We start from the raw sequence: 22,365 nt of genomic DNA, 5'->3' as shown, positions 1-22,365 counted from the left end.
TATCAGACCGCCCTCATCAGCAGGGTCGCGGCGATGAGGATCGCCACACCGCCGAACATCGAGACCGCGTACGACCGCGCGTACCCGTTCTGCAGCTTGCGGAGGCGGCCGGAGAGGCCGCCCATCGAGGCCGCCGTGCCGTTGACGACCCCGTCGACCAGGGTGTGGTCGACATACACCAGGGAGCGGGTGAGGTGCTCCCCGCCGCGCACCAGCACGACGTGGTTGAAGTCGTCCTGGAGCAGGTCGCGGCGGGCCGCGCGGGTGAGCAGCGAGCCGCGCGGGGCGACGGCCGGGACGGGACGGCGCCCGTACTGGGCGTACGCGATTCCGACGCCGATGACGAGGACCACCATGGTGGCCAGGGTGACCGTCGTGGCACTGATCGGCGCGTCGCCGTGGTCGTGCCCGGTGATCGGCTCCAGCCAGTGCAGGAACCGGTCGCCGATGCTGAACAGGCCGCCGGCGAAGACCGATCCGAAGGCGAGCACGATCATCGGGATCGTCATCGACCTGGGCGACTCGTGCGGGTGCGGCTCATGACCTTCCGCGTCCGGCTGCCAGCGCTTCTCTCCGAAGAAGGTCATCAGCATCACGCGCGTCATGTAGAACGCCGTGATGGCCGCGCCCAGCAGGGCCGCGCCGCCGAGGATCCAGCCCTCGGTGCCGCCCTTGGCGAAGGCCGCCTCGATGATCTTGTCCTTGGAGAAGAAGCCGGACAGGCCGGGGAAGCCGATGATGGCGAGGTAGCCGAGGCCGAAGGTGACGAAGGTGACCGGCATGTACTTCCGCAGGCCGCCGTACTTCCTCATGTCGACCTCTTCGTTCATGCCGTGCATGACCGAACCGGCGCCGAGGAAGAGCCCGGCCTTGAAGAAGCCGTGTGTCACCAGGTGCATGATCGCGAAGACGTAGCCGATGGGGCCGAGACCCGCGGCGAGCACCATGTAGCCGATCTGGGACATCGTCGACCCGGCGAGGGCCTTCTTGATGTCGTCCTTCGCGCAACCGACGATCGCACCGAAGAGGAGCGTGACGGCGCCGACCACGGTGACGACCAGCTGTGCGTCCGGGGCCGCGTTGAAGATCGCGCCGGAGCGGACGATCAGGTACACACCCGCGGTCACCATCGTCGCGGCGTGGATGAGGGCCGAGACCGGGGTCGGGCCCTCCATCGCGTCCCCGAGCCAGGACTGCAGCGGCACCTGGGCGGACTTGCCGCAGGCCGCGAGCAGCAGCATCAGGGCGACGGCCGTCAGCTTGCCCTCGGTGGCGTCGCCGGCCAGACCGGCTTCCTCGTGCGTGCCGAGGAGCGGCCCGAAGGCGAAGGTCCCGAAGGTCGTGAACATCAGCATGATGGCGATCGACAGGCCCACGTCGCCGACGCGGTTGACCAGGAAGGCCTTCTTCGCGGCGGTGGCGGCGCTGGGCTTGTGCTGCCAGAAGCCGATCAGGAGGTACGAGGCGAGGCCGACGCCCTCCCAGCCGACGTACAGCAGCAGGTAGTTGTCGGCGAGGACGAGCAGCAGCATCGCCGCGAGGAACAGGTTCAGGTAGCCGAAGAAGCGGCGGCGCCGCTCGTCGTGCTCCATGTACCCGATCGAGTACAGGTGGATCAGGGAGCCGACGCCGGTGATCAGCAGCACGAACGTCATCGACAGCTGGTCCAGCTGGAAGGCGACGTCGGCCTGGAAGCCCTCGACCGGGACCCAGCTGAACAGGTGCTGGCCGATGGCCCGGTGCTCGGCGTCCTTGCCCAGCATGTCGGCGAAGAGGATCGCGCCGATCACGAAGGAGGCGGCCGCGAGGGCGGTACCGATCCAGTGGCCGACGGCGTCCAGCCGTCGGCCGCCGCACAGCAGTACGGCCGCTCCGAGCAGAGGCGCCGCTACGAGCAGCGCAATCAGGTTCTCCACGATTCAGCGACCCCTTACAGCTTCATCAGGCTGGCGTCGTCGACCGAGGCCGAGTGGCGGGAACGGAACAGCGACACGATGATCGCGAGCCCGACCACGACCTCCGCGGCGGCGACGACCATCGTGAAGAAGGCGATGATCTGGCCGTCGAGATTGCCGTGCATCCGGGAGAAGGCGACGAAGGCGAGGTTGCAGGCGTTGAGCATGAGCTCGACGCACATGAACACCACGATCGCGTTCCGCCTGATCAGCACACCGGTGGCGCCGATCGTGAACAGGAGGGCGGCGAGATAGAGATAGTTGACCGGATTCACTTCGACGCCTCCTCTGACTTCGTGCGCTCCAGGCGTTCTTCGGCGCGCTGTTCCAGGGCCTTCAGGTCGTTCAGTGCCTCGGTCGACACGTCGCGGATCTGGCCGCGGTCCCGCAGCGTCTTGCTGACGGTCAGCTCGGACGGTGTGCCGTCCGGGAGGAGGCCCGCGATGTCCACCGCGTTGTGCCGGGCGTAGACACCGGGCGCGGGCAGCGGCGGAAGGTGCTTGCCGTCCCGTACGCGCTTCTCGGACATCTCGCGCTGGGTCATGGGGCGTTCGGTGCGCTCGCGGTGCGTGAGCACCATGGCGCCGACGGCGGCCGTGATGAGCAGGGCGCCGGTGATCTCGAAGGCGAACACGTACTTCGTGAAGATGAGGGCCGCGAGACCCTCCACGTTCCCGCCCGCGTTGGCCGCGGCCAGGCCGTTGAACTCCGTGATGGACGCGTTGCCGATACCCGCGAACAGCAGGACGCCGAAGCCGAGTCCGCACACCAGGGCCAGCCAGCGCTGCCCCTTGATGGTCTCCTTCAGGGAGTCCGCCGCGGTGACACCGACGAGCATGACCACGAAGAGGAACAGCATCATGATCGCGCCGGTGTAGACGACGATCTGCACGACGCCCAGGAAGTACGCGCCGTTGGCGAGGTAGAACACCGCCAGGATGATCATGGTTCCGGCGAGACAGAGCGCGCTGTGCACGGACTTCTTCATGAAGACGGTGCACAGTGCGCCGATCACGGCGACGGTGCCCAGGATCCAGAACTGGAAGGCCTCTCCGGTGGAGGTGGAGTAGGCGGCAAGGTCGCTCATGCGCCCACCCCCTCTTCCCTGGCCGCACCCGAAGGGCCTGCCGATGGATGCGTCTCGCCCCTGGAGACGGCGACCTGGCGCTCCGTACCGGGCGCGGCCTCCGTGACCAGCCCCTGGTAGTAGTCCTGCTCGTCCGTGCCGGGGAAGATCGAGTGCGGGCTGTCGACCATGCCCTCTTCGAGCCCGGCGAGCAGTTGCTCCTTGGTGTAGATGAGGTTGGCGCGACTGGTGTTGGCGAGCTCGAACTCGTTCGTCATCGTCAACGCGCGCGTGGGGCACGCCTCGATGCACAGACCGCACAGGATGCAGCGGGCGTAGTTGATCTGGTAGACGACGCCGTACCGCTCGCCCGGCGAGTAGCGCTCCTCGTCGGTGTTGTCCGCGCCCTCCACGTAGATGGCGTCCGCGGGGCAGGCCCAGGCGCACAGCTCACAGCCGACGCACTTCTCCAGGCCGTCGGGGTGACGGTTGAGCTGGTGCCGGCCGTGGAACCGCGGTGCGGTGGTCTTGGGCTGCTCCGGGTACTGCTCGGTCAGCCGCTTCTTGAACATGGCCTTGAAGGTCACGCCGAAGCCGGCGACGGGGTTCTGGAAGCCTGGCTTCGTCTGCCCGGTCTCCTTAGGCTCCTCAGCCATCGGACCCCTCCTTTCCGTCACGAGATCCGCCGGTTGGTCCGTCACTCGCAGTATCGGGCCCACCACTGACAATCAGCTCCCGCTCGCGGCGCGGGCGGCGCCTGGGCACCGGTGGGAGCTCCTGTCCCGGCAGCGGCGGTACGGGGAACCCGCCGGCCATCGGGTCGAATTCCGGGGTCTCGGCGGGCGCCTCGTCGGCGCCCTTCCTCTCCCGGAAGATGTCCGCGGCGAACGACAGCAACAACAGGACGAGGACGCCTCCGCCGACGTACAGGGCGATGTCGGCGAAGTCGTAGTTCTCGTTCCTGAGCGTCCGTACGGTCGCGACGAGCATCAGCCAGACCACGGAGACCGGGATGAGGACCTTCCAGCCGAGCTTCATCAGCTGGTCGTAGCGGACGCGCGGAAGGGTGCCGCGCAGCCAGATGAAGAAGAACAGCAGCAACTGCACCTTGACCACGAACCAGAGCATCGGCCACCAACCGTGGTTGGCGCCCTCCCAGAAGGTGCTGATGGGCCACGGGGCACGCCAGCCGCCCAGGAAGAGCGTGGTCGCCACGGCCGAGACCGTCACCATGTTCACGTACTCGGCGAGCATGAAGAGCGCGAACTTGATCGACGAGTACTCGGTGTTGAAGCCGCCGACCAGGTCGCCCTCGGACTCGGGCATGTCGAAGGGGGCGCGGTTGGTCTCGCCGATCATCGTCACGATGTAGATCAGGAACGAGACCGGCAGCAGGACGATGTACCAGCGGTCCTGCTGCGCCTCGACGATCGTCGAGGTCGACATCGACCCCGAGTAGAGGAACACCGAGGCGAACGCGGCACCCATGGCGATCTCGTACGAGATCATCTGCGCGCAGGACCGCAGACCACCGAGCAGCGGATACGTGGATCCGGAGCTCCAGCCGGCGAGCACGATTCCGTAGATGCCCACCGAGGCGACCGCGAGGATGAAGAGCATCGCGATCGGCAGGTCCGTGAGCTGCATCGTGGTGCGCTGGCCGAAGATCGAGACCTCGTTGCCCGCGGGCCCGAAGGGGATCACCGCGATCGCCATGAAGGCCGGGATGGCCGCGATGATCGGCGCGAGGACGTAGACCACCTTGTCCGCGCGCTTGACGATGAGGTCTTCCTTGAGCATCAGCTTCACGCCGTCGGCGAGCGACTGGAGCATGCCCCAGGGGCCGTGCCGGTTGGGGCCGATGCGCAGCTGCATCCAGGCGACGACCTTGCGCTCCCACACGATGGAGAACAACACGGTCACCATCAGGAAGGCGAAGCAGAAGACCGCCTTGACGACGACCAGCCACCAGGGGTCGGTGCCGAACATGGAGAGGTCTTCCGCGGCGAGGTACGGCGTCATGCCTCCACCTCCTTGGGGGCCTCGGTGGCGAGCGTCGCCGGGCCGATGCGGACGAGTGCGCCGGGCAGCGCCCCGGTGTCGGAGGCGACGCCCCCACCCGTGGAGTTGAGCGGGAGCCAGACCACCCGGTCGGGCATCTCTGTGACCTGGAGCGGGAGTTCCACCACTCCGAAGAGACCGGTGACGGACAGGAGGTCGCCCTCCTTGACGCCCGCCTCGGCGGCGGTGGCGGCCGACACGCGCGCGTGTGCCGCGTGCCGGGTCCCGGCGAGGGCGTCGTCGCCCTCCTGGAGACGGCCCTGGTCGAGCAGCAGGCGGTGACCCGCGAGCACGGCCTCCCCAGCCGCGGGCCGTGGCAGGCCAACCGCGGTCTCCAGGGGATCGTTGGCCCGCGGCCCGTCCCAGGAGCCCAGCCGGTCCAGCTCCGCGCGCACGGTGCGCAGATCCGGCAGACCGAGGTGTACGTCCATGGCGTCGGCCAGCATCTGGAGGACGCGCGCGTCGGCGGGTGCCAGCCGGCGTGTCATCTGGTCGGGCTTGAGCGCGGTCTCGAAGAGGCGTACCCGGCCCTCCCAGTTGAGGAAGGTGCCCGCCTTCTCGACAACCGCGGCCACCGGGAGGACGACGTCCGCGTGCTCGGTGACCTCGCTGGGACGCAGTTCGAGCGACACCAGGAAGCCCACTTCGGAAAGTGCCTCACGCGCGCGTGCCGGATCGGGCAGGTCGGCGACCTCCACACCGGCGACGACCAGAGCCCGCAACTCACCGTTGGCGGCCGCCTCGACGATCTGCCCGGTGTCGCGGCCGTGGCGGTGCGGGAGTTCGGCGACCCGCCAGGCCGTCGCGACCTCGTCCCGCGCGCGCGGGTCGGTCGCCGGACGTCCGCCCGGCAGCAGGGTGGGCAGCGCACCGGCCTCGATCGCGCCGCGCTCTCCGGCCCGGCGCGGAATCCACACCAACTGGGCACCGGTCAGGGACGCGGCCCGCACGGCGGCGGTGAGGCCGCCCGCCACGGCGGCGAGCCGTTCGCCCACCACGATCACCGCGCCTTCGGCACGCAGCGCCTCGCCGGCCTTCGCGCCGTCGCCCTCCAGTCCGAACCCGCTCGCGAGCGCGTCCAGCCACTCGGTCTCGGTGCCGGGCGCGGCCGGCAGCAGTGTGCCGCCCGCCTTCTCCAGACCGCGAGTCGCGTGCGTGGCGAGGGAGAAGGTCTTCTGTCCGTGCCCGCGCCACGCCTTGCGCAGCCGCAGGAAGACGCCGGGCGCCTCCTCCTCGGCCTCGAAGCCGACGAGCAGAACGGCCGGCGCCTTCTCCAGGGAGGTGTACGTGACACCCGTACCGTCGAGATCCCGTCCGCGGCCGGCGACCTTGGCGGCCAGGAAGTCGGCCTCCTCGCCGCTGTGCACGCGCGCGCGGAAGTCGATGTCGTTCGTGTCGAGGGCCACGCGCGCGAACTTGCTGTACGCGTAGGCGTCCTCGACGGTGAGACGACCGCCGGTCAGGACGCCCGCCCTGCCGCGAGCCGCCAACAGCCCCTGAGCGGCGGCTTCCAGGGCCTCGGGCCAGGAAGCGGGCTCAAGGACACCCTCCGGAGAACGCACCAGGGGCGTCTCGATCCGGTCCCGCTGCTGCGCGTACCGGAATCCGAACCGCCCCTTGTCGCAGAGCCACTCCTCGTTGACCTCGGGGTCGGCGGACGCGAGGCGCCGCATGACCTTGCCGCGCCGGTGGTCGGTGCGGGTGGCGCAGCCTCCGGCGCAGTGCTCGCAGACGGAGGGCGAGGAGATCAGGTCGAAGGGGCGCGAGCGGAAGCGGTACGCGGCCGATGTCAGGGCGCCCACCGGGCAGATCTGGATGGTGTTCCCGGAGAAGTACGACTCGAAGGGGTCGCCCTCGCCGGTACCGATCTGCTGGAGCGCGCCCCGCTCGACCATCTCGATCATCGGGTCGCCGGCGATCTGGTTGCTGAACCGGGTGCACCGGGCGCACAGCACGCACCGCTCACGGTCGAGCAGCACCTGCGTGGAGATGGGGACCGGCTTCTCGTACGTCCTCTTCCTGCCCTCGAAGCGGGACTCGGCCTGGCCGTGCGACATCGCCTGGTTCTGGAGGGGACACTCGCCGCCCTTGTCGCAGACCGGGCAGTCCAGCGGGTGGTTGATGAGCAGCAGCTCCATCACACCGTGCTGGGCCTTCTCGGCGACGGGCGAGGTGAGGTGCGTCTTGACGACCATCCCGTCGGTGCAGGTGATCGTGCAGGACGCCATGGGCTTGCGCTGGCCCTCGACCTCGACGATGCACTGGCGGCAGGCGCCGGCCGGGTCGAGGAGGGGGTGATCGCAGAACCGCGGGATCTCGATGCCGAGTTGCTCGGCGGCCCGGATGACCAGGGTGCCCTTGGGCACGCTGATCTCCACGCCGTCGATCGTCAGCGCGACGAGGTCCTCCGGCGGAACCGCCGCTTCCCCGCCTCCGGAGGGAGCGCTGGTGGTCACTGTCATGCGTTCACCTCCGTGTGGTGGTCCGCCCAGACGGTCGACTTGGCGGGGTCGAAGGGGCAGCCGCGGCCCGTGATGTGCTGCTCGTACTCCTCGCGGAAGTACTTGAGCGAGGAGAAGATCGGTGAGGCGGCGCCGTCGCCGAGCGCGCAGAACGATTTGCCGTTGATGTTGTCGGCGATGTCGTTCAGCTTGTCGAGGTCGGACATGACGCCCTCGCCTGCCTCGATGTCGCGCAGCAACTGCACGAGCCAGTACGTTCCTTCGCGGCACGGCGTGCACTTGCCGCAGGACTCGTGGGCGTAGAACTCGGTCCAGCGGGTGACCGCCCGTACGACGCAGGTCGTCTCGTCGAAGCACTGGAGCGCCTTGGTGCCGAGCATGGAACCCGCGGCGCCCACTCCTTCGTAGTCAAGAGGGACGTCGAGGTGCTCGTCGGTGAACATCGGGGTCGAGGAGCCGCCCGGTGTCCAGAACTTCAGCTTGTGTCCCTTGCGGATCCCGCCGCTCATGCCGAGGAGTTGGCGGAGCGTGATGCCGAGCGGGGCCTCGTACTGGCCCGGATTGGTGACATGGCCGCTGAGCGAGTAGAGCGTGAAGCCCGGGGACTTCTCGCTCCCCATCGACCGGAACCATTCCTTGCCCTTTTGGAGAATTGCGGGAACTGACGCGATCGATTCGACGTTATTTACAACAGTTGGGCACGCATAGAGGCCCGCGACGGCAGGGAAAGGGGGACGGAGCCGCGGTTGACCACGGCGGCCTTCGAGCGAGTCGAGCAGTGCGGTCTCCTCACCGCAGATGTACGCGCCCGCGCCCGCGTGCACGGTGAGCTGGAGGTCCAGTCCACTGCCCAGGATGTTCTCGCCGAGGTAGCCCGCCGCGTAGGCCTCACGTACGGCCTCGTGCAACCGCCGCAATACGGGGACCACTTCACCACGCAGATAGATGAAGGCATGCGAAGACCGGATGGCATAACACGCGATCACAATGCCCTCGATGAGGCTGTGCGGGTTCGCGAAGAGGAGCGGGATGTCCTTACAGGTTCCCGGCTCCGACTCGTCGGCGTTGACAACTAGATAGTGTGGTTTGCCATCGCCCTGAGGAATGAACTGCCACTTCATTCCGGTCGGGAATCCCGCGCCGCCACGGCCGCGCAGTCCGGAGTCCTTGACGTACGCGATCAATTCGTCCGGTGACATCGCGAGCGCCTTGCGCAGGCCCTCGTACCCCTCGTGCCTTCGGTAGACGTCCAGGCTCCAGGACTTCTCCTCGTCCCAGAAGGCCGACAGCACCGGTGCGAGCAGTTTCTCGGGGCTCGTCTCGTTGATTTCGGGTGCCAAGGTCATCACTCCCCCTCCTCAGCGACAGGACCCGCCGGGTGGGACGGATCGGATGCCGACGTGTCCTGCGGTGCGTCGTGCGAGCTCAAGTGCTCGGCGGGAGGCTGGTTCTGAGGCCCTTCACCTCGCGGATGCACCACGCGCGCGGCCTGCGTCTCGCCCTTGGCCAGGCGCAGCCCGATCAGGGACGCCGGGCCGGCACTGCCGCTCGCCTCCACGGCACCCTCGCGCTCGTCGGGGAAGCCGGCCAGGATCCGGGCGGTGTCCTTGAAGGTGCACAGAGGGGCGCCCCGGGTCGGATCGACGGGGGTTCCCGCGCGCAGGTCGTCCACGAGGCGCTTCGCGGAGGCCACGGTCTGGTTGTCGAAGAACTCCCAGTTGACCATCACGACCGGCGCGAAGTCGCAGGCCGCGTTGCACTCGATGTGTTCCAGGGTGACCTTGCCGTCTTCGGTGGTCCCGCCGTTGCCGACGCCCAGGTGGTCCTGGAGTGCCTCGAAGATGGCGTCGCCGCCCATGACCGCGCACAGGGTGTTGGTGCACACACCCACCTGGTAGTCACCGCTCGGGCCGCGCCGGTACATGGAGTAGAAGGTCGCGACGGCGGCGACCTCGGCCGTGGTCAGGTCCAGCAGCTCCGCGCAGAACCGCTGTCCGGTGCGCGTGACATGGCCCTCCTCCGACTGCACGAGATGCAGCAACGGAAGGAGCGCGGAGCGGGAGTCCGGGTAGCGGGCGATGATCTCGCGCCCGTCCGCCTCGAGCCGGGCCCGTACGTCGTCCGGGTAGACGGGCGCGGGCAGTTGGGGCATGCCCAGGCCTACACCCTGGGAGGGAGTGGTGGTCACCGGTCGACGCCTCCCATCACGGGGTCGATGGACGCGACGGCGACGATGACGTCGGCGATCTGGCCGCCCTCGCACATCGCCGCCATGGCCTGAAGGTTGGTGAAGGACGGGTCGCGGAAGTGGACCCGGAAGGGGCGGGTGCCTCCGTCGGAAACGGCGTGCACCCCGAGTTCGCCCTTGGGTGACTCGACCGCCGCGTACGTCTGTCCCGGCGGGACGCGGAAGCCTTCGGTCACCAGCTTGAAGTGGTGGATCAGGGCCTCCATGGAGGTGCCCATGATCTTCTTGATGTGGTCGAGGGAGTTGCCGAGACCGTCGGGGCCGAGCGCGAGCTGGGCGGGCCAGGCGACCTTCTTGTCGGCCACCATGACCGGGCCGGGCTGTAGCCGGTCCAGGCACTGTTCGACGATGCGCAGGGACTGGCGCATCTCCTCGAGGCGGATCAGGAAGCGCCCGTAGGAGTCGCAGGTGTCGGCGGTCGGGACCTCGAAGTCATAGGTCTCGTAGCCGCAGTACGGCTGGGACTTGCGCAGGTCGTGCGGCAGGCCCGCGGAGCGCAGCACCGGACCGGTGGCGCCGAGGGCCATGCAGCCGGCCAGGTCGAGATAGCCGACGTCCTGCATACGGGCCTTGAAGATGGGGTTCCCGGTGGCGAGCTTGTCGTACTCGGGAAGGTTCTTCGTCATCTTCTTCACGAACTCGCGGATCTGGTCCACCGCGCCCGGCGGCAGGTCCTGGGCGAGTCCGCCGGGGCGGATGTACGCGTGGTTCATCCGCAGGCCGGTGATCAGCTCGTAGATGTCGAGAATGAGTTCACGATCACGGAAGCCGTAGATCATGATCGTGGTGGCGCCCAGCTCCATGCCGCCGGTGGCGATGCACACCAGGTGGGAGGAGAGGCGGTTCAGCTCCATCAGGAGCACCCGGATGATCGTGGCGCGGTCGGGGATCTGGTCCTCGATGCCGAGGAGCTTCTCGACGGCGAGACAGTAGGCCGCCTCGTTGAAGAACGGCGTCAGGTAGTCCATGCGCGTCACGAACGTGGTGCCCTGCGTCCACGTGCGGAACTCGAGGTTCTTCTCGATGCCGGTGTGCAGGTAGCCGATGCCGCAGCGGGCCTCGGTGACCGTCTCGCCGTCGATCTCCAGGATGAGCCGGAGCACGCCGTGCGTGGACGGGTGCTGCGGGCCCATGTTGACGATGATGCGCTCGTCGTCGGACTTCGCGGCGGACTGGACGACCTCGTCCCAGTCACCGCCGGTGACCGTGTATACGGTGCCCTCGGTCGTCTCGCGGGCCGCCGCCGCGGACGCGCCGGAGGAAGGGGTCTGCGTGCTCATGAGTACGACCTCCGCTGGTCCGGAGCCGGGATCTGGGCGCCCTTGTACTCGACGGGGATGCCGCCGAGGGGATAGTCCTTGCGCTGCGGGAAGCCCTGCCAGTCGTCCGGCATCATGATCCGCGTCAGTGCCGGGTGACCGTCGAAGATCAGCCCGAAGAAGTCGTACGTCTCGCGCTCGTGCCAGTCGTTCGTCGGATATACGGAGACGAGCGAGGGGACGTGCGGGTCGGCGTCGGGGGCGCTGACCTCCAGGCGGATCAGCCGGTTGTGGGTGATCGAGCGCAGGTGGTAGACGGCGTGCAGTTCGCGGCCCTTGTCGTGCAGGTAGTGGACGCCTGAGACGCCGGTGCACAGTTCGAAGCGGAGGGCCGGGTCGTCGCGCAGGGTCTGGGCGACGCGGACCAGATGCTCGCGTTCGATGTGGAAGGTGAGCTCGTCGCGGTCGACGATCGTCTTCTCGATCACGTTCTCGGGGACGAGTCCCTGTTCCTCCAGGGCGCCTTCCAGTTCGTCGGCGACCTCGTCGAACCAGCCGCCGTACGGGCGGACCGTCGGGCCCGGCAGCCGGATCGAGCGGACCAGGCCGCCGTAGCCGGAGGTGTCCCCGCCGTTGTTGGCACCGAACATGCCGCGCTGGACGCGGATCTCCTCGCCGCCCTCGCCACGCTGGCCGGGGAGGTTGGAGCCGCCCAGATCCTTCTCGGGGTTGACCCCGTTGCTGGCGTCGCTCACCGCAGCAGGCCCTTCATCTCAATCAGGGGGAGCGCCTTCAGGGCCGCTTCCTCCGCCTCTCGGGCCGCCTCCTCGGCGTTCACGCCGAGCTTGGAGGTCTGGATCTTCTCGTGGAGCTTGAGAATCGCGTCCAACAGCATCTCGGGCCGCGGCGGACATCCGGGCAGATAGATGTCGACCGGGACGACATGGTCGACTCCCTGCACAATCGCGTAGTTGTTGAACATTCCGCCCGATGAGGCACAAACCCCCATGGAGATCACCCACTTGGGGTTGGGCATCTGGTCGTAGACCTGCCGCAGCACCGGCGCCATCTTCTGGCTGACCCGGCCGGCCACGATCATCAGGTCCGCCTGACGCGGCGATCCGCGGAAGACCTCCATACCGAAGCGCGCCAGGTCGTAGCGCCCGGCGCCGGTCGTCATCATCTCGATGGCACAGCAGGCGAGTCCGAACGTGGCAGGGAAGACGGACGACTTACGCACCCAGCCCGCGGCCTGCTCGACGGTGGTCAGCAGGAATCCGCTCGGCAGTTTTTCTTCGAGTCCCATGTCTTAAAGGCCCCTCAGTCCCATTCCAGGCCGCCGCGCCGCCATACGTACGCGTACGCCACGAAGACGGTGAGCACGAAGAGCAGCATCTCCACGAGCCCGAAAACACCCAGGGAGTCGAAGGTGACCGCCCAGGGGTAGAGGAAGACGATCTCGATGTCGAAGACGATGAAGAGCATCGCCGTCAGGTAGTACTTGATGGGGAAACGCCCGCCGCCTGCCGGCGTGGGGGTCGGCTCGATACCGCACTCGTAGGCCTCGAGCTTGGCCCGGTTGTAACGCTTTGGACCGATAAGCGTGGCCATGACCACGGAGAAGATCGCAAAGCCTGCCCCGAGGGCTCCCAGTACGAGGATCGGCGCATACGCGTTCACGCTCCTCGCTCCTCTCAGTCGGCGGTGACTGCTGGCGGTTGCGTCGGGCGAGCGGTTCCGCCCCGCGTGCCCTGCGAACTCCACCCGTCCCGGCGAAGATCGCGGACATGTGAAGCAGGTCACAAGCCCAACTGCCCCGCATCCTATGCCTGCCGGTCTGTGATCTGCGACACGGGGTACGACAACGACTTTGTGATCTCCACCACCTGGCGAACGATCATGAAGTCGGAAGGCCGCCGCGCCTCGCACCTGAAGCGTCCAGCCGGTCACCAGAGGTGATATTTCCGCTCGTCGCCCCAGGTCCAGGACGACGTCTCCATATCAAGAGACTTCCTCTGCATGCAAATTGGTGCTGGACGCGGGGCCTTGATAGAGGACGCGTTCACACGTCAGGGGTACCCGATGGGCGTATGTGGACGCGTGCACGCGTTCACGAACGGCGACGGTCGGGGTTTCCGCGCGGGACGCCGTCCTCCCGGTGACCGTTCCGTGACCTGCGCCACATCGCCGTAGGGGTCGGATAAGCCGGGCTTGGCCATCGGCTTCAACCGGTGGTAGGCGGCGGGCAATTCGGACGTAATACGGAAAGCCCATGATCACGGGCTTGATGGGTCCTGCCCGTAATGCCCGTTACGGCGTCAATAAGGAGTGACGCCAGGTGAATTCGGCACAGGGATTGAACAACTGTGGCGCAGCACACGTTTCTTGAAGGTATGAGGGAGTCCCTGGTACCGGTTGTTCTCATGTCCCACACCGCTCACATACGCAGCCACCGGAAACCCCGCCGCAACGCGTCGACACTCGCGATGCGTGCCGGAGTTGCCGGTGGCGTTCTCAGCACCCTGGCAGTGGCCGGGGCGTCGGGTGCGGCGAACGCTGCCGAGTCCACCACGACGCAGACGCTCGACCTGTCGGCCCTGACGGCAGATCTGGCCGCTCAGGTCGCGCAGTCCGCGGACGCCACCCAGCAGGCCGCGGCGAACTACGAGCTTCAGGCGGAGCGTGACGCCGCGGCCGCCCAGGCCGCGCAGCAGGCCAAGGTGGACCTCGCGGACGCCAAGGCGAAGGCGGCGGCCAAGAAGAAGGCCGCCAACGAGGCCGCGCGGAAGGCCGCCGCCGAAGAGGCCGCCTCGCGTTCCTCGGAGCGGACCACCCTGTCCGCCTCCGCCTCCACGTCCACGTCGACCACCAGCACCGTCTCCGCCCCGGCCAGCGGCAGCGTCGCGACCGTCATCGCCTTCCTCAAGGCGCAGGTCGGCGACGCGTACGTGATGGGCGGCACCGGACCCAACTCGTGGGACTGTTCCGGTCTGGTGCAGGCCGCGTTCAAGCAGGCAGGCGTGGACCTGCCGCGCGTCTCGGGCGACCAGTCGGTGGCGGGTACGCCGGTGTCGCTGTCCAACCTCGCGGTCGGGGACATCCTGTACTGGGGTTCGGCCGGCTCGGCGTACCACGTGGGTGTGTACATCGGCGACGGTCAGTACCTGGACGCGGCCAACCCCTCCAAGGGTGTGGTGATTCAGGACCTTTCGGGCTATCCAGCTTCCGGCGCGGTGCGGGTTCTCTGAGCCGAGCCGTACGAATCGTCGCGGTTGAGGGCCGTCGCTCGGGAGAGCGGCGGTCCCTCTCGCGTTTCCGGTGTGCCCCTGGCGCCGTGCGGTGCGGTCTGTTGGGGTGAGGAGTCCACAGGATCCTCACGACTCAGGGAGACACCGCCATGCCACGAGTGTTCGTCCAAGGCCGGCCCGTCGACTCGTACCCGGCGCTCTCGCCGGAGGCCCGGCGCGGAGTGGTGCGCCGGATCACCGAGTTCGGGGAAGACGTGCTGCACCGGCCGTGCCGGGACGTGACCGAGTTCGGTCCCGAGCTCGCCGCGCTCATCGGCGACATGTTCCTGACGATGCGTGTCGCGGACGGAGCGGGTCTCGCCGCCAATCAGGTGGGCGTCGATCTCCGGCTGTTCGTGTACGACTGCCCGGACGACGACGGGATCCGGCATGTCGGCCATATCGCCAATCCGGTCCTGGACCAGCTCGACCCGGCCGGACGGCGCCTCCTGGACGAGGGGGAAGGGTGCCTGTCGGTGCCGGGCGCCGTCAGGGACGTACCCCGCCCCGACCGCGCCGTCGTGCGCGGCTTCGACCAGGACGGGAACGCCCTCACGATCGAGGGAACGGGGTACTTCGCCCGCTGTCTCCAGCACGAGACCGACCACGTCGACGGTCAGGTCTATCTGGACCGGCTCTCCAAGCGGGAACGGCGGGAGGCGCTGCGGCAGATGGAGGACCGGCGCGAGCGGGTGTTCGCCCGCCGCGCGGTCAAGGAAGCCGAGCTGAGCCGGTAGCGACCTCCCCCGCAGGGCCGGGGAAGCAGGGCAGACCGGACAATCGGCCGCTCGGCAGGCTGGGAAGCCGCGACGCACGGGCCGTGAGCCGCCCAGCGGCCACGGGAAGCCACGCGGACCGGGCGGTGACCGTCCGGGCGGCCCAGGGGCTCGACCGGCGGCCAGGGGCCCCTCCGGCGGCCGGGGAGGCTGGGCGGGCGGTGACCCGCCCCGCCCTGTGGGTACGCCCACGCCAGGTGGGCGCGGTCGGACCCCGTGGGTACGGCCGCGCCCGGTCGGTACGGCCGCGCCCCGTCGGTGTGGTCAGGCCTTCGGGGCCACCTTTGAGAGGCCGTTGATGATGCGGTCCATGGCGTCGCCGCCCGTCGGGTCCGTCAGGTTGGCGAGCATCTTCAGGGTGAACTTCATCAGGAGCGGGTGGGTCAGGCCGCGCTCCGCCGCGATCCTCATGACCTTCGGGTTGCCGATGAGCTTCACGAAGGCGCGGCCGAGGGTGTAGTAGCCGCCGTAGGTGTCCTTGAGCACGCGCGGGTAGCGCTGGAGGGCGAGCTCACGCTGGCCGGGAGTGGCCCGCGCGTGCGCCTGGACGATGACGTCGGCGGCGATCTGGCCCGACTCCATGGCGTAGGCGATGCCCTCGCCGTTGAAGGGGTTGACCAGACCGCCGGCGTCGCCGACCAGCAACAGGCCCTTCGTGTAGTGCGGTTGACGGTTGAAGGCCATGGGGAGGGCGGCGCCGCGGATCGGGCCCGTCATGTTCTCCGGGGTGTAGCCCCAGTCCTCGGGCATCGACGCGCACCACGCCTTGAGGACCTCGCGCCAGTCCAGTTCCTTGAAGGAGTCGGAGGTGTTCAGGACACCGAGGCCGACGTTCGACGTGCCGTCGCCCATGCCGAAGATCCAGCCGTAGCCGGGGAGGAGACGGTCCTCGGCGCCCCGGCGGTCCCAGAGTTCCAGCCAGGACTCCAGGTAGTCGTCCTCGTGGCGCGGGGAGGTGAAGTACGTACGGACCGCGACGCCCATGGGGCGGTCCTCGCGGCGGTGCAGGCCCATCGCCAGGGAGAGGCGGGTGGAGTTGCCGTCGGCCGCGACGACGAGCGGGGCGTGGAAGGTGACGTCCCGTTTCTCACCGGCGTCGCCGAGTTTGGCGTGGACGCCCGTGATGCGGCCGGTGCGGTCGTCGATGATCGGAGCGCCGACGTTGCAGCGCTCGTACAGGCGTGCGCCCGCCTTCTGTGCCTGGTGCGCGAGCTGCTCGTCGAAGTCGTCGCGCTTGCGGACGAGTCCGTAGTCCGGGAAGGAGGCGAGATCCGGCCAGTCGAGCTGGAGGCGGACACCGCCGCCGATGATGCGCAGGCCCTTGTTGCGGAGCCAGCCGGCCTCTTCCGAGATGTCGATGCCCATGGAGACGAGCTGCTTGGTGGCGCGCGGGGTCAGGCCGTCGCCGCACACCTTTTCCCGCGGGAAAGCGGTCTTCTCCAGGAGCAGGACGTCGAGTCCGGCCTTCGCCAGGTAGTACGCGGTGGTCGAACCGGCTGGCCCGGCCCCGACGACGATGACATCGGCGGTGTTTTCGGAGAGGGGCTGGGGCTCGGTCACGGCGGGTTCTCCCCAAGATTCGCAATCAACGTGCCGACGGGCACTGGACATGGGCAGTCTATGCAGCGGCACTGATCACCTGGCTGAAGGGCTGCCCCGTGAACCGAGCTCTGCCCGACGTGACGCTCCGAGTCCCCACCGACGAGGACGCCTTCACCTGGTACCGGATCTTCGCCGACCCGGAGGTCATGGAGTTCCACGGTGGCAGGGCGGCCGAACTGTCCGTGTACGAGGAGCTCACCGCGCGCCAGCGCCGCCATGACGCGGAGCTCGGGTTCTGTCTGTGGACGATGATCGGCCCCGGGGACGAGGTGCTGGGGTTCACCGGCGCGCAGCCGTGGCCGCACGCGTGGGGGCCGACGGGGCGGATAGAGATCGGCTGGCGGCTCGCGCGGGCCCACTGGGGCAAGGGGTACGTGACGGCCGCCGCGCACACCACCCTGGAGCGGGTCCGCGCGGCCGGTGTCCATGAGGTCGTCGCCATGGTCGACTCGCGCAACGAACGCTCCATCGCCGTGACGAGACGGCTCGGGATGGAGTTCGCGGAGACACACACGTCACCGACTTCGACGCTGCGGGCACACAGGTTCCAGCTGTCCCTCTGACGGTTCCCGGACCGCCGCCGGACCGCCACCGACCGGTCGCCCGACGGCTTTCGGACCGCCGTCGCCGGGTCACCGGCCGGTCGCCCCACGGCTTCCGGAAGGGCACGGCCGGGGCTTACCCTGCCGGTACCGCTGGGGGTGACGACCGTGCGCATAACACCCAGGACACCCGAAGTGCGTGTACCGCGGCTCGTGGGCCTGATGGCCGTGGACGCGCGTGAGACGGCCGAGGCGCGAGGTGTGCGGCTCGCCGCGCCCGACCGGCCCGACTTCCATCTCACGGTCGTCGACTACGTCGTACGGCAGTATCCGCCGCCCGACGCGGAGGTGCCGCGCGGCACCGTGATCACCGTCTGGTTCGACTTCGGTGAGGCCGAGGGGGGCGGGGGCGCGGGGGTGAGTGAGCCGCGCCGGCCCGTTCCGCCGCCCGGCGGTCTGTACCGCGAACTCGACGAGCCGGGCGACCCCTTCGAGGTCCTCAGATGAGCCCGCCGAACGAGCCGGAAGCAGCCCCCGCCACCGTGAGCCGCACGAACCGGCGACGAACCGGCCCGGGATCAGGCCTTGAATCCCCGGTGCAGGGCCACGACCCCGCCCGTCAGGTTCCGCCAGGCCACCTTGGACCAGCCCGCCTCGCGCAGGCGTCCGGCCAGCGCGGGCTGGTCGGGCCACTCGCGGATGGACTCGGCGAGATAGACGTACGCGTCGGGGTTGGACGAGACGGCGCGGGCGACCGGCGGCAGCGCGCGCATCAGGTACTCGGTGTAGACGGTGCGGAAGGGCGCCCACGTCGGGTGGGAGAACTCGCAGATCACGACCCGGCCGCCGGGCTTGGTCACCCGGTAGAGCTCGCGCAGCGCGGCGTCCGTGTCCTGCACGTTGCGCAGCCCGAAGGAGATCGTCACCGCGTCGAAGGTGTCGTCCTTGAAGGGCAGCCTGGTCGCGTCGCCCGCCGTCAGCGGCAGCCAGGGATGGTTCTTCTTGCCGACGCGGAGCATCCCGAGCGAGAAGTCGCAGGGGACGACGTACGCGCCGGTGCGGGCGAAGGGGAGGGACGAGGTGGCCGTACCCGCCGCCAGGTCCAGGATCTTCTGCGCGGGCCGCGCGTCGACCGCCTTCGCGACCTCCTTGCGCCACACCCGGTCCTGGCCGAGGGAGAGCACGTCGTTCGTCAGGTCGTAGCGTTCCGCGACGTCGTCGAACATCGAGGCGACTTCGTGCGGCTGCTTGTTCAGGGATGCGCGGGTCACGTCCCCATTGTGGCAGTACGGACCGGGCGGCTCTCCGGCGCCCGGCCCGTACGCCGGTCCTGATCACGCGGACCGCGCGCCCTACGGCAGCAGCCTCGGCCTCTTCTTCGCCGCGACGTCCTCGACCCAGCCGAAGAGCGGGATGGCGATCCAGATCAGCACCCAGCCGATGCCGAACATGAACCACTGGCTCTCCAGCGGCAGCCACTTCTCGAACGCGGGAACCTTCCAGAACTGGTCGACCAGTGGAACCGCCAGTATCAGTGCGATCTCGTGCCAGAGATAGATCGTCACGGCCCGCCCGTTGAAGATCGTCACGATCCTGTCGAGCCGCTTGAAGCGGGCCAGCCACGCGAAGTCGACGTCGTAGTACGCCTTGAAGTACATCAGCAGCGTGACGAAGCCGGCCGAGTAGAAGGCCTGGGCGAGCGGGACCTCGTCCAGGTCGTACGTGCCGAACTCGGCCTGGTGGGCGAGGGCGTACCAGCCGCCGTACGCCAGCGCGGCCAGTGACGCGACGACCACCAGGGGCGGCTTGAGCCGCTGGAGCACGCCCTCGCGGTGCGCGAAGCCGACGAGCCAGCAGAACAGGTAGGTGGCCAGGTCCGTGACGGCGCTGCCGAAGCGGTTCCACGGCGGCGTCCACGCGTACTGGAAGACCACGATCGGGACCAGGGAGAGGAGCAGGACCGGGATCGGCGCCTTCCGGAAGATCCACAGGAGCAGCGGGGAAAGCAGGACGAACCAGAGGTATGTCCGCAGGTACCAGAGGATCTCGTAGGCCTGGACGCCCCACCGGTTGCCCGGCGGGTCACCGACCGGCACGATCCAGAAGGCGATCTGCCAGCCCGGCATCCAGCCGTGGATCATCATCGCCACCACGACGAAGACCCCCCAGAACCAGAAGGGCGGCAGCAGTCGCCGCATCCGGCTCCTGACCACCTTCAGCGCGGGGCGCTCCAGGGACCTGGCCATCAGCGTGCCGGCGAGCGCGAACATCACGCCCATCGACGGGAAGAGCATGCCGGCCCAGGCCCAGCCGAAGGTGTGGTACGCCACCACGCGCACGAGTGCCACGGCGCGCAGCGCGTCGAAGTAGCGGTCGCGCCCGCCGCCCTTCGGCTTGGGTACGGGGTCCGGCTCGGGCTCCTCCGACCGGGGATCCTCCGGCTCGGGCTCCTCCACCTGGGGCTGGACGGGGTCCAGCCGGGCCGTGGTCGAGACGCCCTGCGCTTCCTCCGGAACGTAACTCCAGGGCTGCTCGTACGGCGCGGGCTCCCCGTGCGGCTGCGGCGCGTATCCCTGGTCGTACTGCTGCCCGTACTGCTGGGGATACCCCTGCGCGTAGGGCTGAGGCTGCTGCGCGTACGGCTGAGGCTGTTGCCCGTACCCGTAGCCGTACCCCTCTTGCCCGTATCCCTGTTGCCCGGTCCCGGGCGGTCCGGGTTGTCCCTGTTGCTCCGGCCCCCAGCTCACCTAGCTCACCCCCGCCGGAGTCCCGACCTCACCCGTACGCTTGAGCTTCTGCCAGCGCAGGCGTCCGCCGGTCAGCGCCGTCACGCTGGAGTGGATCAGGACCAGGTACATCATCTGCCGGTACGCGAGTTGCTGGAGCGGCAACATCGCGAGGTAGCGGTACTTCTCCTTGTCGAGGTGGAACGCGTAGGCCGCGCAGACGAGTTGGACGCCCAGGACTGCCAGCCAGGCGAGCAGTGCCGCCTGGAAGTCCACGAAGATCATCGAGTAGATGGTGAACACGTCGATGAGCGGCGCGAAGATCGGCGTGATGATCTGGAAGATCACCACGAGGGGCATGCCGACCCGCCCGAAGCGGCCCGAAGGGCCCTTGTCCGTAAGGGACTTGCGGTGCTTCCAGAGCGCCTGCATGGTGCCGTACGACCAGCGGTAGCGCTGCGACCAGAGCTGCTTGAGGGAGCCCGGCGCCTCGGTCCAGGCGATGGCGTGCTCCTGGTAGACGACCCGCCAGCCGCCGCGGTGCATGGCGATGGTGATGTCGGTGTCCTCGGCGAGCGTGTCCTCGCTCATGCCGCCGACCTCGAGAACCGCCTCCCGGCGGAACGCGCCGATCGCGCCCGGGATGGTCGGCATGCAGCGCAGCAGGTCGTACATGCGGCGGTCGAGGTTGAAGCCCATCACGTACTCGATGTGCTGCCAGGCGCCGATGATCGTGTTGCGGTTGCCGACCTTGGCGTTGCCCGCGACCGCGCCGATCTCCGGGTCGGCGAAGGGCTGCACGAGTTGGTGCACGGCGGCCGGCTCGAAAACGGTGTCGCCGTCCATCATCACGACGATGTCGTAACTGGCGTTGCGCACACCGTTGTTGAGCGCGGCGGGCTTGCCCGCGTTCTCCTGCCGGATGACCCGGACGTTCGTCATGCCGAGGGACTCCGCCGCGCTGCGCGAGATCTCGGACGTGCCGTCCGTGGAGCCGTCGTCGACGATGATGATCTCGATCGGATGGGTGCTCTTCGCCAGCGACTTCAGGGTGTTGGCGATGCACTCCTTCTCGTTGTACGCCGGCACGATCACGGTCACCGGCCTGGTGACCGTCGGCCCCCAGCTGAACTTCCCGCCCCTGCCGCGTTTCCGGTTGCGCTGTCTGTAGTGGCGGCGGGCGAGGATCAGCATCATCCCGAACCTGCCCATGACGGCGACGCCGACGACGGCCAGGAACCAGGCGAGTGCCGGCACGATCCATTCGGCGACCGTGACCGCCCCGATGAGGGCTTTGCCCTCGTAGAGGGTGGCGCCGGTGGCGGTGGTGTGGGCGGCCTGCTCGGTGTTCCCGCCGGTGCCGGTGCCCTGCGCCCCCGGCGGCTGCTGGCCGGACTCCCCGGACTGACCCGGCTGACCGGCCTCGGCGTTCTGACCGGGCTGCTGGGCTCCCCCGGCGACCGCCGCGTTGCCCGACTCCTCGCTGCGCAGCTCGGCCTGGGCACCGCTGACCGTGGTGAAGGAGTACCCCTTCGCCTTCATCTTCTTGATGTAGGTGCCGAGCGCCTTGACCGTCTGCGCGCGGTTGCCGCCCGCGTCGTGCATGAGGACGATGGCGCCCTCGTCGTCCTCCGGCGTGGCCCACTTGACGATCTTCGAGACGCCCGGCGTCTTCCAGTCGTCGCTGTCGGTGTCGACGAAGACGCTGGTGTAGCCCAGGCTGCCGAGCGTCTTGTAGACCGGCCAGCTGTAGTTGTCGACGGCGTTGATCTCGGAGGAGTACGGGGCACGGAACAGCGTCGTCTGAATCCCCGCCGCGCCCGCCAGCGCGAGCTGCGTCTGCACGAGCTCGCGCTTGAGCCGCGCCGTGCTCTGGTAGGAGAGGTCGACGTGCGTGAAGGTGTGGATGCCGATCTCGTTGCCCTGGTCCACCAGATCCTTCACCACGCCCGGGGCACGGCTGACCATCGAGCCCACCACGAAGAACGTGGCCTCGACGTCGTTCTCCTCGAGCACCTTGAGGATCTGGGGAGTCCAGGTCGAGGTGGGGCCGTCGTCGAAGGTCAGCACGATGGTCTTGTCCGGCACGGACTTCGTCGTCGCCGTACCGTTGTCGAACGTCAGGATCGGGCCGCCCTCAAGGATCTTCTCGGGAACCTTGTCGTAGGCCGCGCCGTCGCGCACGCGCTGGTCGTTACCGACCTCGGAGCGCAGATAACCGTCGAGGAGCATCACGCTGGTGAGCGCCAGCAGGAGCAGCAGCGCGAGGATCACGCGCGGCTTCTGCAGCGCCGCGGCCCTGCTGGCGGCCCGCCCCATCTTGGAGGGGGCGCGCCGGCGGCCACGCGAGGACGTCGTAGTCATAAGTGTCGGTGTGTCCC

20 protein-coding genes are annotated in these 22,365 nt (G+C 68.6%); 4 read left to right on the top strand and 16 right to left on the bottom strand.

All coding sequences use genetic code 11. From position 1 onward, the window contains the following. Window positions 1–2: 2 nt before the first annotated feature. Genes nuoL through ACIBLC_RS31805 form a run of 12 tightly spaced genes read right to left on the bottom strand, consistent with a single transcriptional unit; the run spans window position 3 to window position 12,731 of the window. Window positions 3–1,916: an NADH-quinone oxidoreductase subunit L gene (gene nuoL / locus ACIBLC_RS31860; RefSeq protein WP_399214800.1), complete on the bottom strand. Its 1,914-nt coding sequence runs from the start codon at window positions 1,914–1,916 to the stop codon at window positions 3–5. Between the two features lie 14 nt (window positions 1,917–1,930). Further along, window positions 1,931–2,230: an NADH-quinone oxidoreductase subunit NuoK gene (nuoK, locus tag ACIBLC_RS31855; protein WP_004927567.1), complete on the bottom strand. Its 300-nt coding sequence runs from the start codon at window positions 2,228–2,230 to the stop codon at window positions 1,931–1,933. After that, window positions 2,227–3,042 carry an NADH-quinone oxidoreductase subunit J gene (locus ACIBLC_RS31850; protein ID WP_399214799.1) on the bottom strand — a complete coding sequence of 272 codons (816 nt, stop codon included), beginning with the start codon at window positions 3,040–3,042 and terminating at the stop codon, window positions 2,227–2,229. The genes nuoK and ACIBLC_RS31850 overlap by 4 nt, the downstream gene beginning before the upstream one ends. Further along, window positions 3,039–3,677 carry an NADH-quinone oxidoreductase subunit NuoI gene (nuoI, locus tag ACIBLC_RS31845; protein ID WP_399214798.1) on the bottom strand — a complete coding sequence of 213 codons (639 nt, stop codon included), beginning with the start codon at window positions 3,675–3,677 and terminating at the stop codon, window positions 3,039–3,041. The genes ACIBLC_RS31850 and nuoI overlap by 4 nt, the downstream gene beginning before the upstream one ends. Continuing rightward, window positions 3,670–5,043 (bottom strand): NADH-quinone oxidoreductase subunit NuoH, encoded by a 1,374-nt coding sequence (gene nuoH / locus ACIBLC_RS31840; RefSeq protein ID WP_399214797.1) that lies wholly within the window; start codon window positions 5,041–5,043, stop codon window positions 3,670–3,672. Before nuoH ends, nuoI begins: the two co-directional genes overlap by 8 nt. Next, window positions 5,040–7,544 carry an NADH-quinone oxidoreductase subunit G gene (locus ACIBLC_RS31835; RefSeq protein ID WP_399214796.1) on the bottom strand — a complete coding sequence of 835 codons (2,505 nt, stop codon included), beginning with the start codon at window positions 7,542–7,544 and terminating at the stop codon, window positions 5,040–5,042. Before ACIBLC_RS31835 ends, nuoH begins: the two co-directional genes overlap by 4 nt. Further along, window positions 7,541–8,890 carry an NADH-quinone oxidoreductase subunit NuoF gene (gene nuoF, locus ACIBLC_RS31830; RefSeq protein WP_399214795.1) on the bottom strand — a complete coding sequence of 450 codons (1,350 nt, stop codon included), beginning with the start codon at window positions 8,888–8,890 and terminating at the stop codon, window positions 7,541–7,543. The genes ACIBLC_RS31835 and nuoF overlap by 4 nt, the downstream gene beginning before the upstream one ends. Then, window positions 8,890–9,732: an NADH-quinone oxidoreductase subunit NuoE gene (gene nuoE, locus ACIBLC_RS31825; protein WP_399214794.1), complete on the bottom strand. Its 843-nt coding sequence runs from the start codon at window positions 9,730–9,732 to the stop codon at window positions 8,890–8,892. Before nuoE ends, nuoF begins: the two co-directional genes overlap by 1 nt. Beyond that, window positions 9,729–11,072, bottom strand: a complete 1,344-nt coding sequence (locus tag ACIBLC_RS31820) for an NADH-quinone oxidoreductase subunit D (protein WP_399214793.1) — start codon at window positions 11,070–11,072, stop codon at window positions 9,729–9,731. Before ACIBLC_RS31820 ends, nuoE begins: the two co-directional genes overlap by 4 nt. Beyond that, on the bottom strand, window positions 11,069–11,806 hold the full coding sequence (locus ACIBLC_RS31815; protein ID WP_399214792.1) for an NADH-quinone oxidoreductase subunit C: 738 nt from the start codon (window positions 11,804–11,806) through the stop codon (window positions 11,069–11,071). The genes ACIBLC_RS31820 and ACIBLC_RS31815 overlap by 4 nt, the downstream gene beginning before the upstream one ends. Then, window positions 11,803–12,357, bottom strand: a complete 555-nt coding sequence (locus ACIBLC_RS31810; RefSeq protein WP_399214791.1) for a NuoB/complex I 20 kDa subunit family protein — start codon at window positions 12,355–12,357, stop codon at window positions 11,803–11,805. The genes ACIBLC_RS31815 and ACIBLC_RS31810 overlap by 4 nt, the downstream gene beginning before the upstream one ends. A 14-nt stretch (window positions 12,358–12,371) precedes the next feature. Beyond that, entirely contained in the window at window positions 12,372–12,731 is a 360-nt protein-coding gene (locus ACIBLC_RS31805) for an NADH-quinone oxidoreductase subunit A (protein ID WP_399214790.1), read from the bottom strand. A 713-nt stretch (window positions 12,732–13,444) separates the two neighbouring features. Between ACIBLC_RS31805 and ACIBLC_RS31800 the strand changes: the two genes are divergently transcribed. Both ACIBLC_RS31800 and def read left to right on the top strand, forming a co-directional pair. Beyond that, a complete protein-coding gene (locus ACIBLC_RS31800) occupies window positions 13,445–14,299 on the top strand; it encodes a C40 family peptidase (RefSeq protein WP_399214789.1) in 855 nt (284 codons plus the stop codon). 149 nt (window positions 14,300–14,448) lie between these two features. Next, a complete protein-coding gene (gene def, locus ACIBLC_RS31795) occupies window positions 14,449–15,075 on the top strand; it encodes a peptide deformylase (RefSeq protein WP_399214788.1) in 627 nt (208 codons plus the stop codon). Between the two features lie 303 nt (window positions 15,076–15,378). On the opposite strand, the gene ACIBLC_RS31790 is transcribed toward def, so the two are convergent. Continuing rightward, complete coding sequence (locus ACIBLC_RS31790; RefSeq protein WP_399214787.1) at window positions 15,379–16,674, bottom strand: geranylgeranyl reductase family protein; 1,296 nt, start codon at window positions 16,672–16,674, stop codon at window positions 15,379–15,381. A 98-nt stretch (window positions 16,675–16,772) separates the two neighbouring features. On the opposite strand from ACIBLC_RS31790, the gene ACIBLC_RS31785 reads away from it, so the two are divergent. Then, window positions 16,773–17,279 (top strand): GNAT family N-acetyltransferase, encoded by a 507-nt coding sequence (locus tag ACIBLC_RS31785; protein WP_399214786.1) that lies wholly within the window; start codon window positions 16,773–16,775, stop codon window positions 17,277–17,279. 147 nt (window positions 17,280–17,426) lie between these two features. Further along, on the top strand, window positions 17,427–17,765 hold the full coding sequence (locus ACIBLC_RS31780; protein WP_399214785.1) for a PASTA domain-containing protein: 339 nt from the start codon (window positions 17,427–17,429) through the stop codon (window positions 17,763–17,765). A 71-nt stretch (window positions 17,766–17,836) separates the two neighbouring features. Here ACIBLC_RS31780 and ACIBLC_RS31775 read toward each other — a convergent pair whose 3' ends face one another. From ACIBLC_RS31775 to ACIBLC_RS31765, 3 genes are all read right to left on the bottom strand, one after another. Beyond that, window positions 17,837–18,529 carry a demethylmenaquinone methyltransferase gene (locus ACIBLC_RS31775; RefSeq protein ID WP_399214784.1) on the bottom strand — a complete coding sequence of 231 codons (693 nt, stop codon included), beginning with the start codon at window positions 18,527–18,529 and terminating at the stop codon, window positions 17,837–17,839. A gap of 81 nt (window positions 18,530–18,610) precedes the next feature. Continuing rightward, window positions 18,611–20,005, bottom strand: a complete 1,395-nt coding sequence (locus ACIBLC_RS31770; protein WP_399214783.1) for an acyltransferase family protein — start codon at window positions 20,003–20,005, stop codon at window positions 18,611–18,613. Then, window positions 20,006–22,348 (bottom strand): bifunctional polysaccharide deacetylase/glycosyltransferase family 2 protein, encoded by a 2,343-nt coding sequence (locus tag ACIBLC_RS31765; RefSeq protein ID WP_399214782.1) that lies wholly within the window; start codon window positions 22,346–22,348, stop codon window positions 20,006–20,008. It abuts the gene before it with no gap. Window positions 22,349–22,365 lie beyond the last annotated feature (17 nt).

This window comes from Streptomyces sp. NPDC050535, assembly GCF_044457665.1.
Classification (GTDB): Bacteria; Actinomycetota; Actinomycetes; order Streptomycetales; family Streptomycetaceae; genus Streptomyces.
This window is presented reverse-complemented; position numbering and strand designations above follow the sequence as displayed.

Coding starts and splice junctions, on each gene's coding strand:
- ACIBLC_RS31850 (WP_399214799.1), bottom strand. CDS start 3,042: ATGAGCGACCTTGCCGCCTACTCCACCTCCACCGGAGAGGCCTTCCAG.
- nuoI (WP_399214798.1), bottom strand. CDS start 3,677: ATGGCTGAGGAGCCTAAGGAGACCGGGCAGACGAAGCCAGGCTTCCAG.
- nuoH (WP_399214797.1), bottom strand. CDS start 5,043: ATGACGCCGTACCTCGCCGCGGAAGACCTCTCCATGTTCGGCACCGAC.
- ACIBLC_RS31835 (WP_399214796.1), bottom strand. CDS start 7,544: ATGACAGTGACCACCAGCGCTCCCTCCGGAGGCGGGGAAGCGGCGGTT.
- nuoF (WP_399214795.1), bottom strand. CDS start 8,890: ATGACCTTGGCACCCGAAATCAACGAGACGAGCCCCGAGAAACTGCTC.
- ACIBLC_RS31820 (WP_399214793.1), bottom strand. CDS start 11,072: ATGAGCACGCAGACCCCTTCCTCCGGCGCGTCCGCGGCGGCGGCCCGC.
- ACIBLC_RS31810 (WP_399214791.1), bottom strand. CDS start 12,357: ATGGGACTCGAAGAAAAACTGCCGAGCGGATTCCTGCTGACCACCGTC.
- ACIBLC_RS31800 (WP_399214789.1), top strand. CDS start 13,445: ATGAGGGAGTCCCTGGTACCGGTTGTTCTCATGTCCCACACCGCTCAC.
- def (WP_399214788.1), top strand. CDS start 14,449: ATGCCACGAGTGTTCGTCCAAGGCCGGCCCGTCGACTCGTACCCGGCG.
- ACIBLC_RS31765 (WP_399214782.1), bottom strand. CDS start 22,348: ATGACTACGACGTCCTCGCGTGGCCGCCGGCGCGCCCCCTCCAAGATG.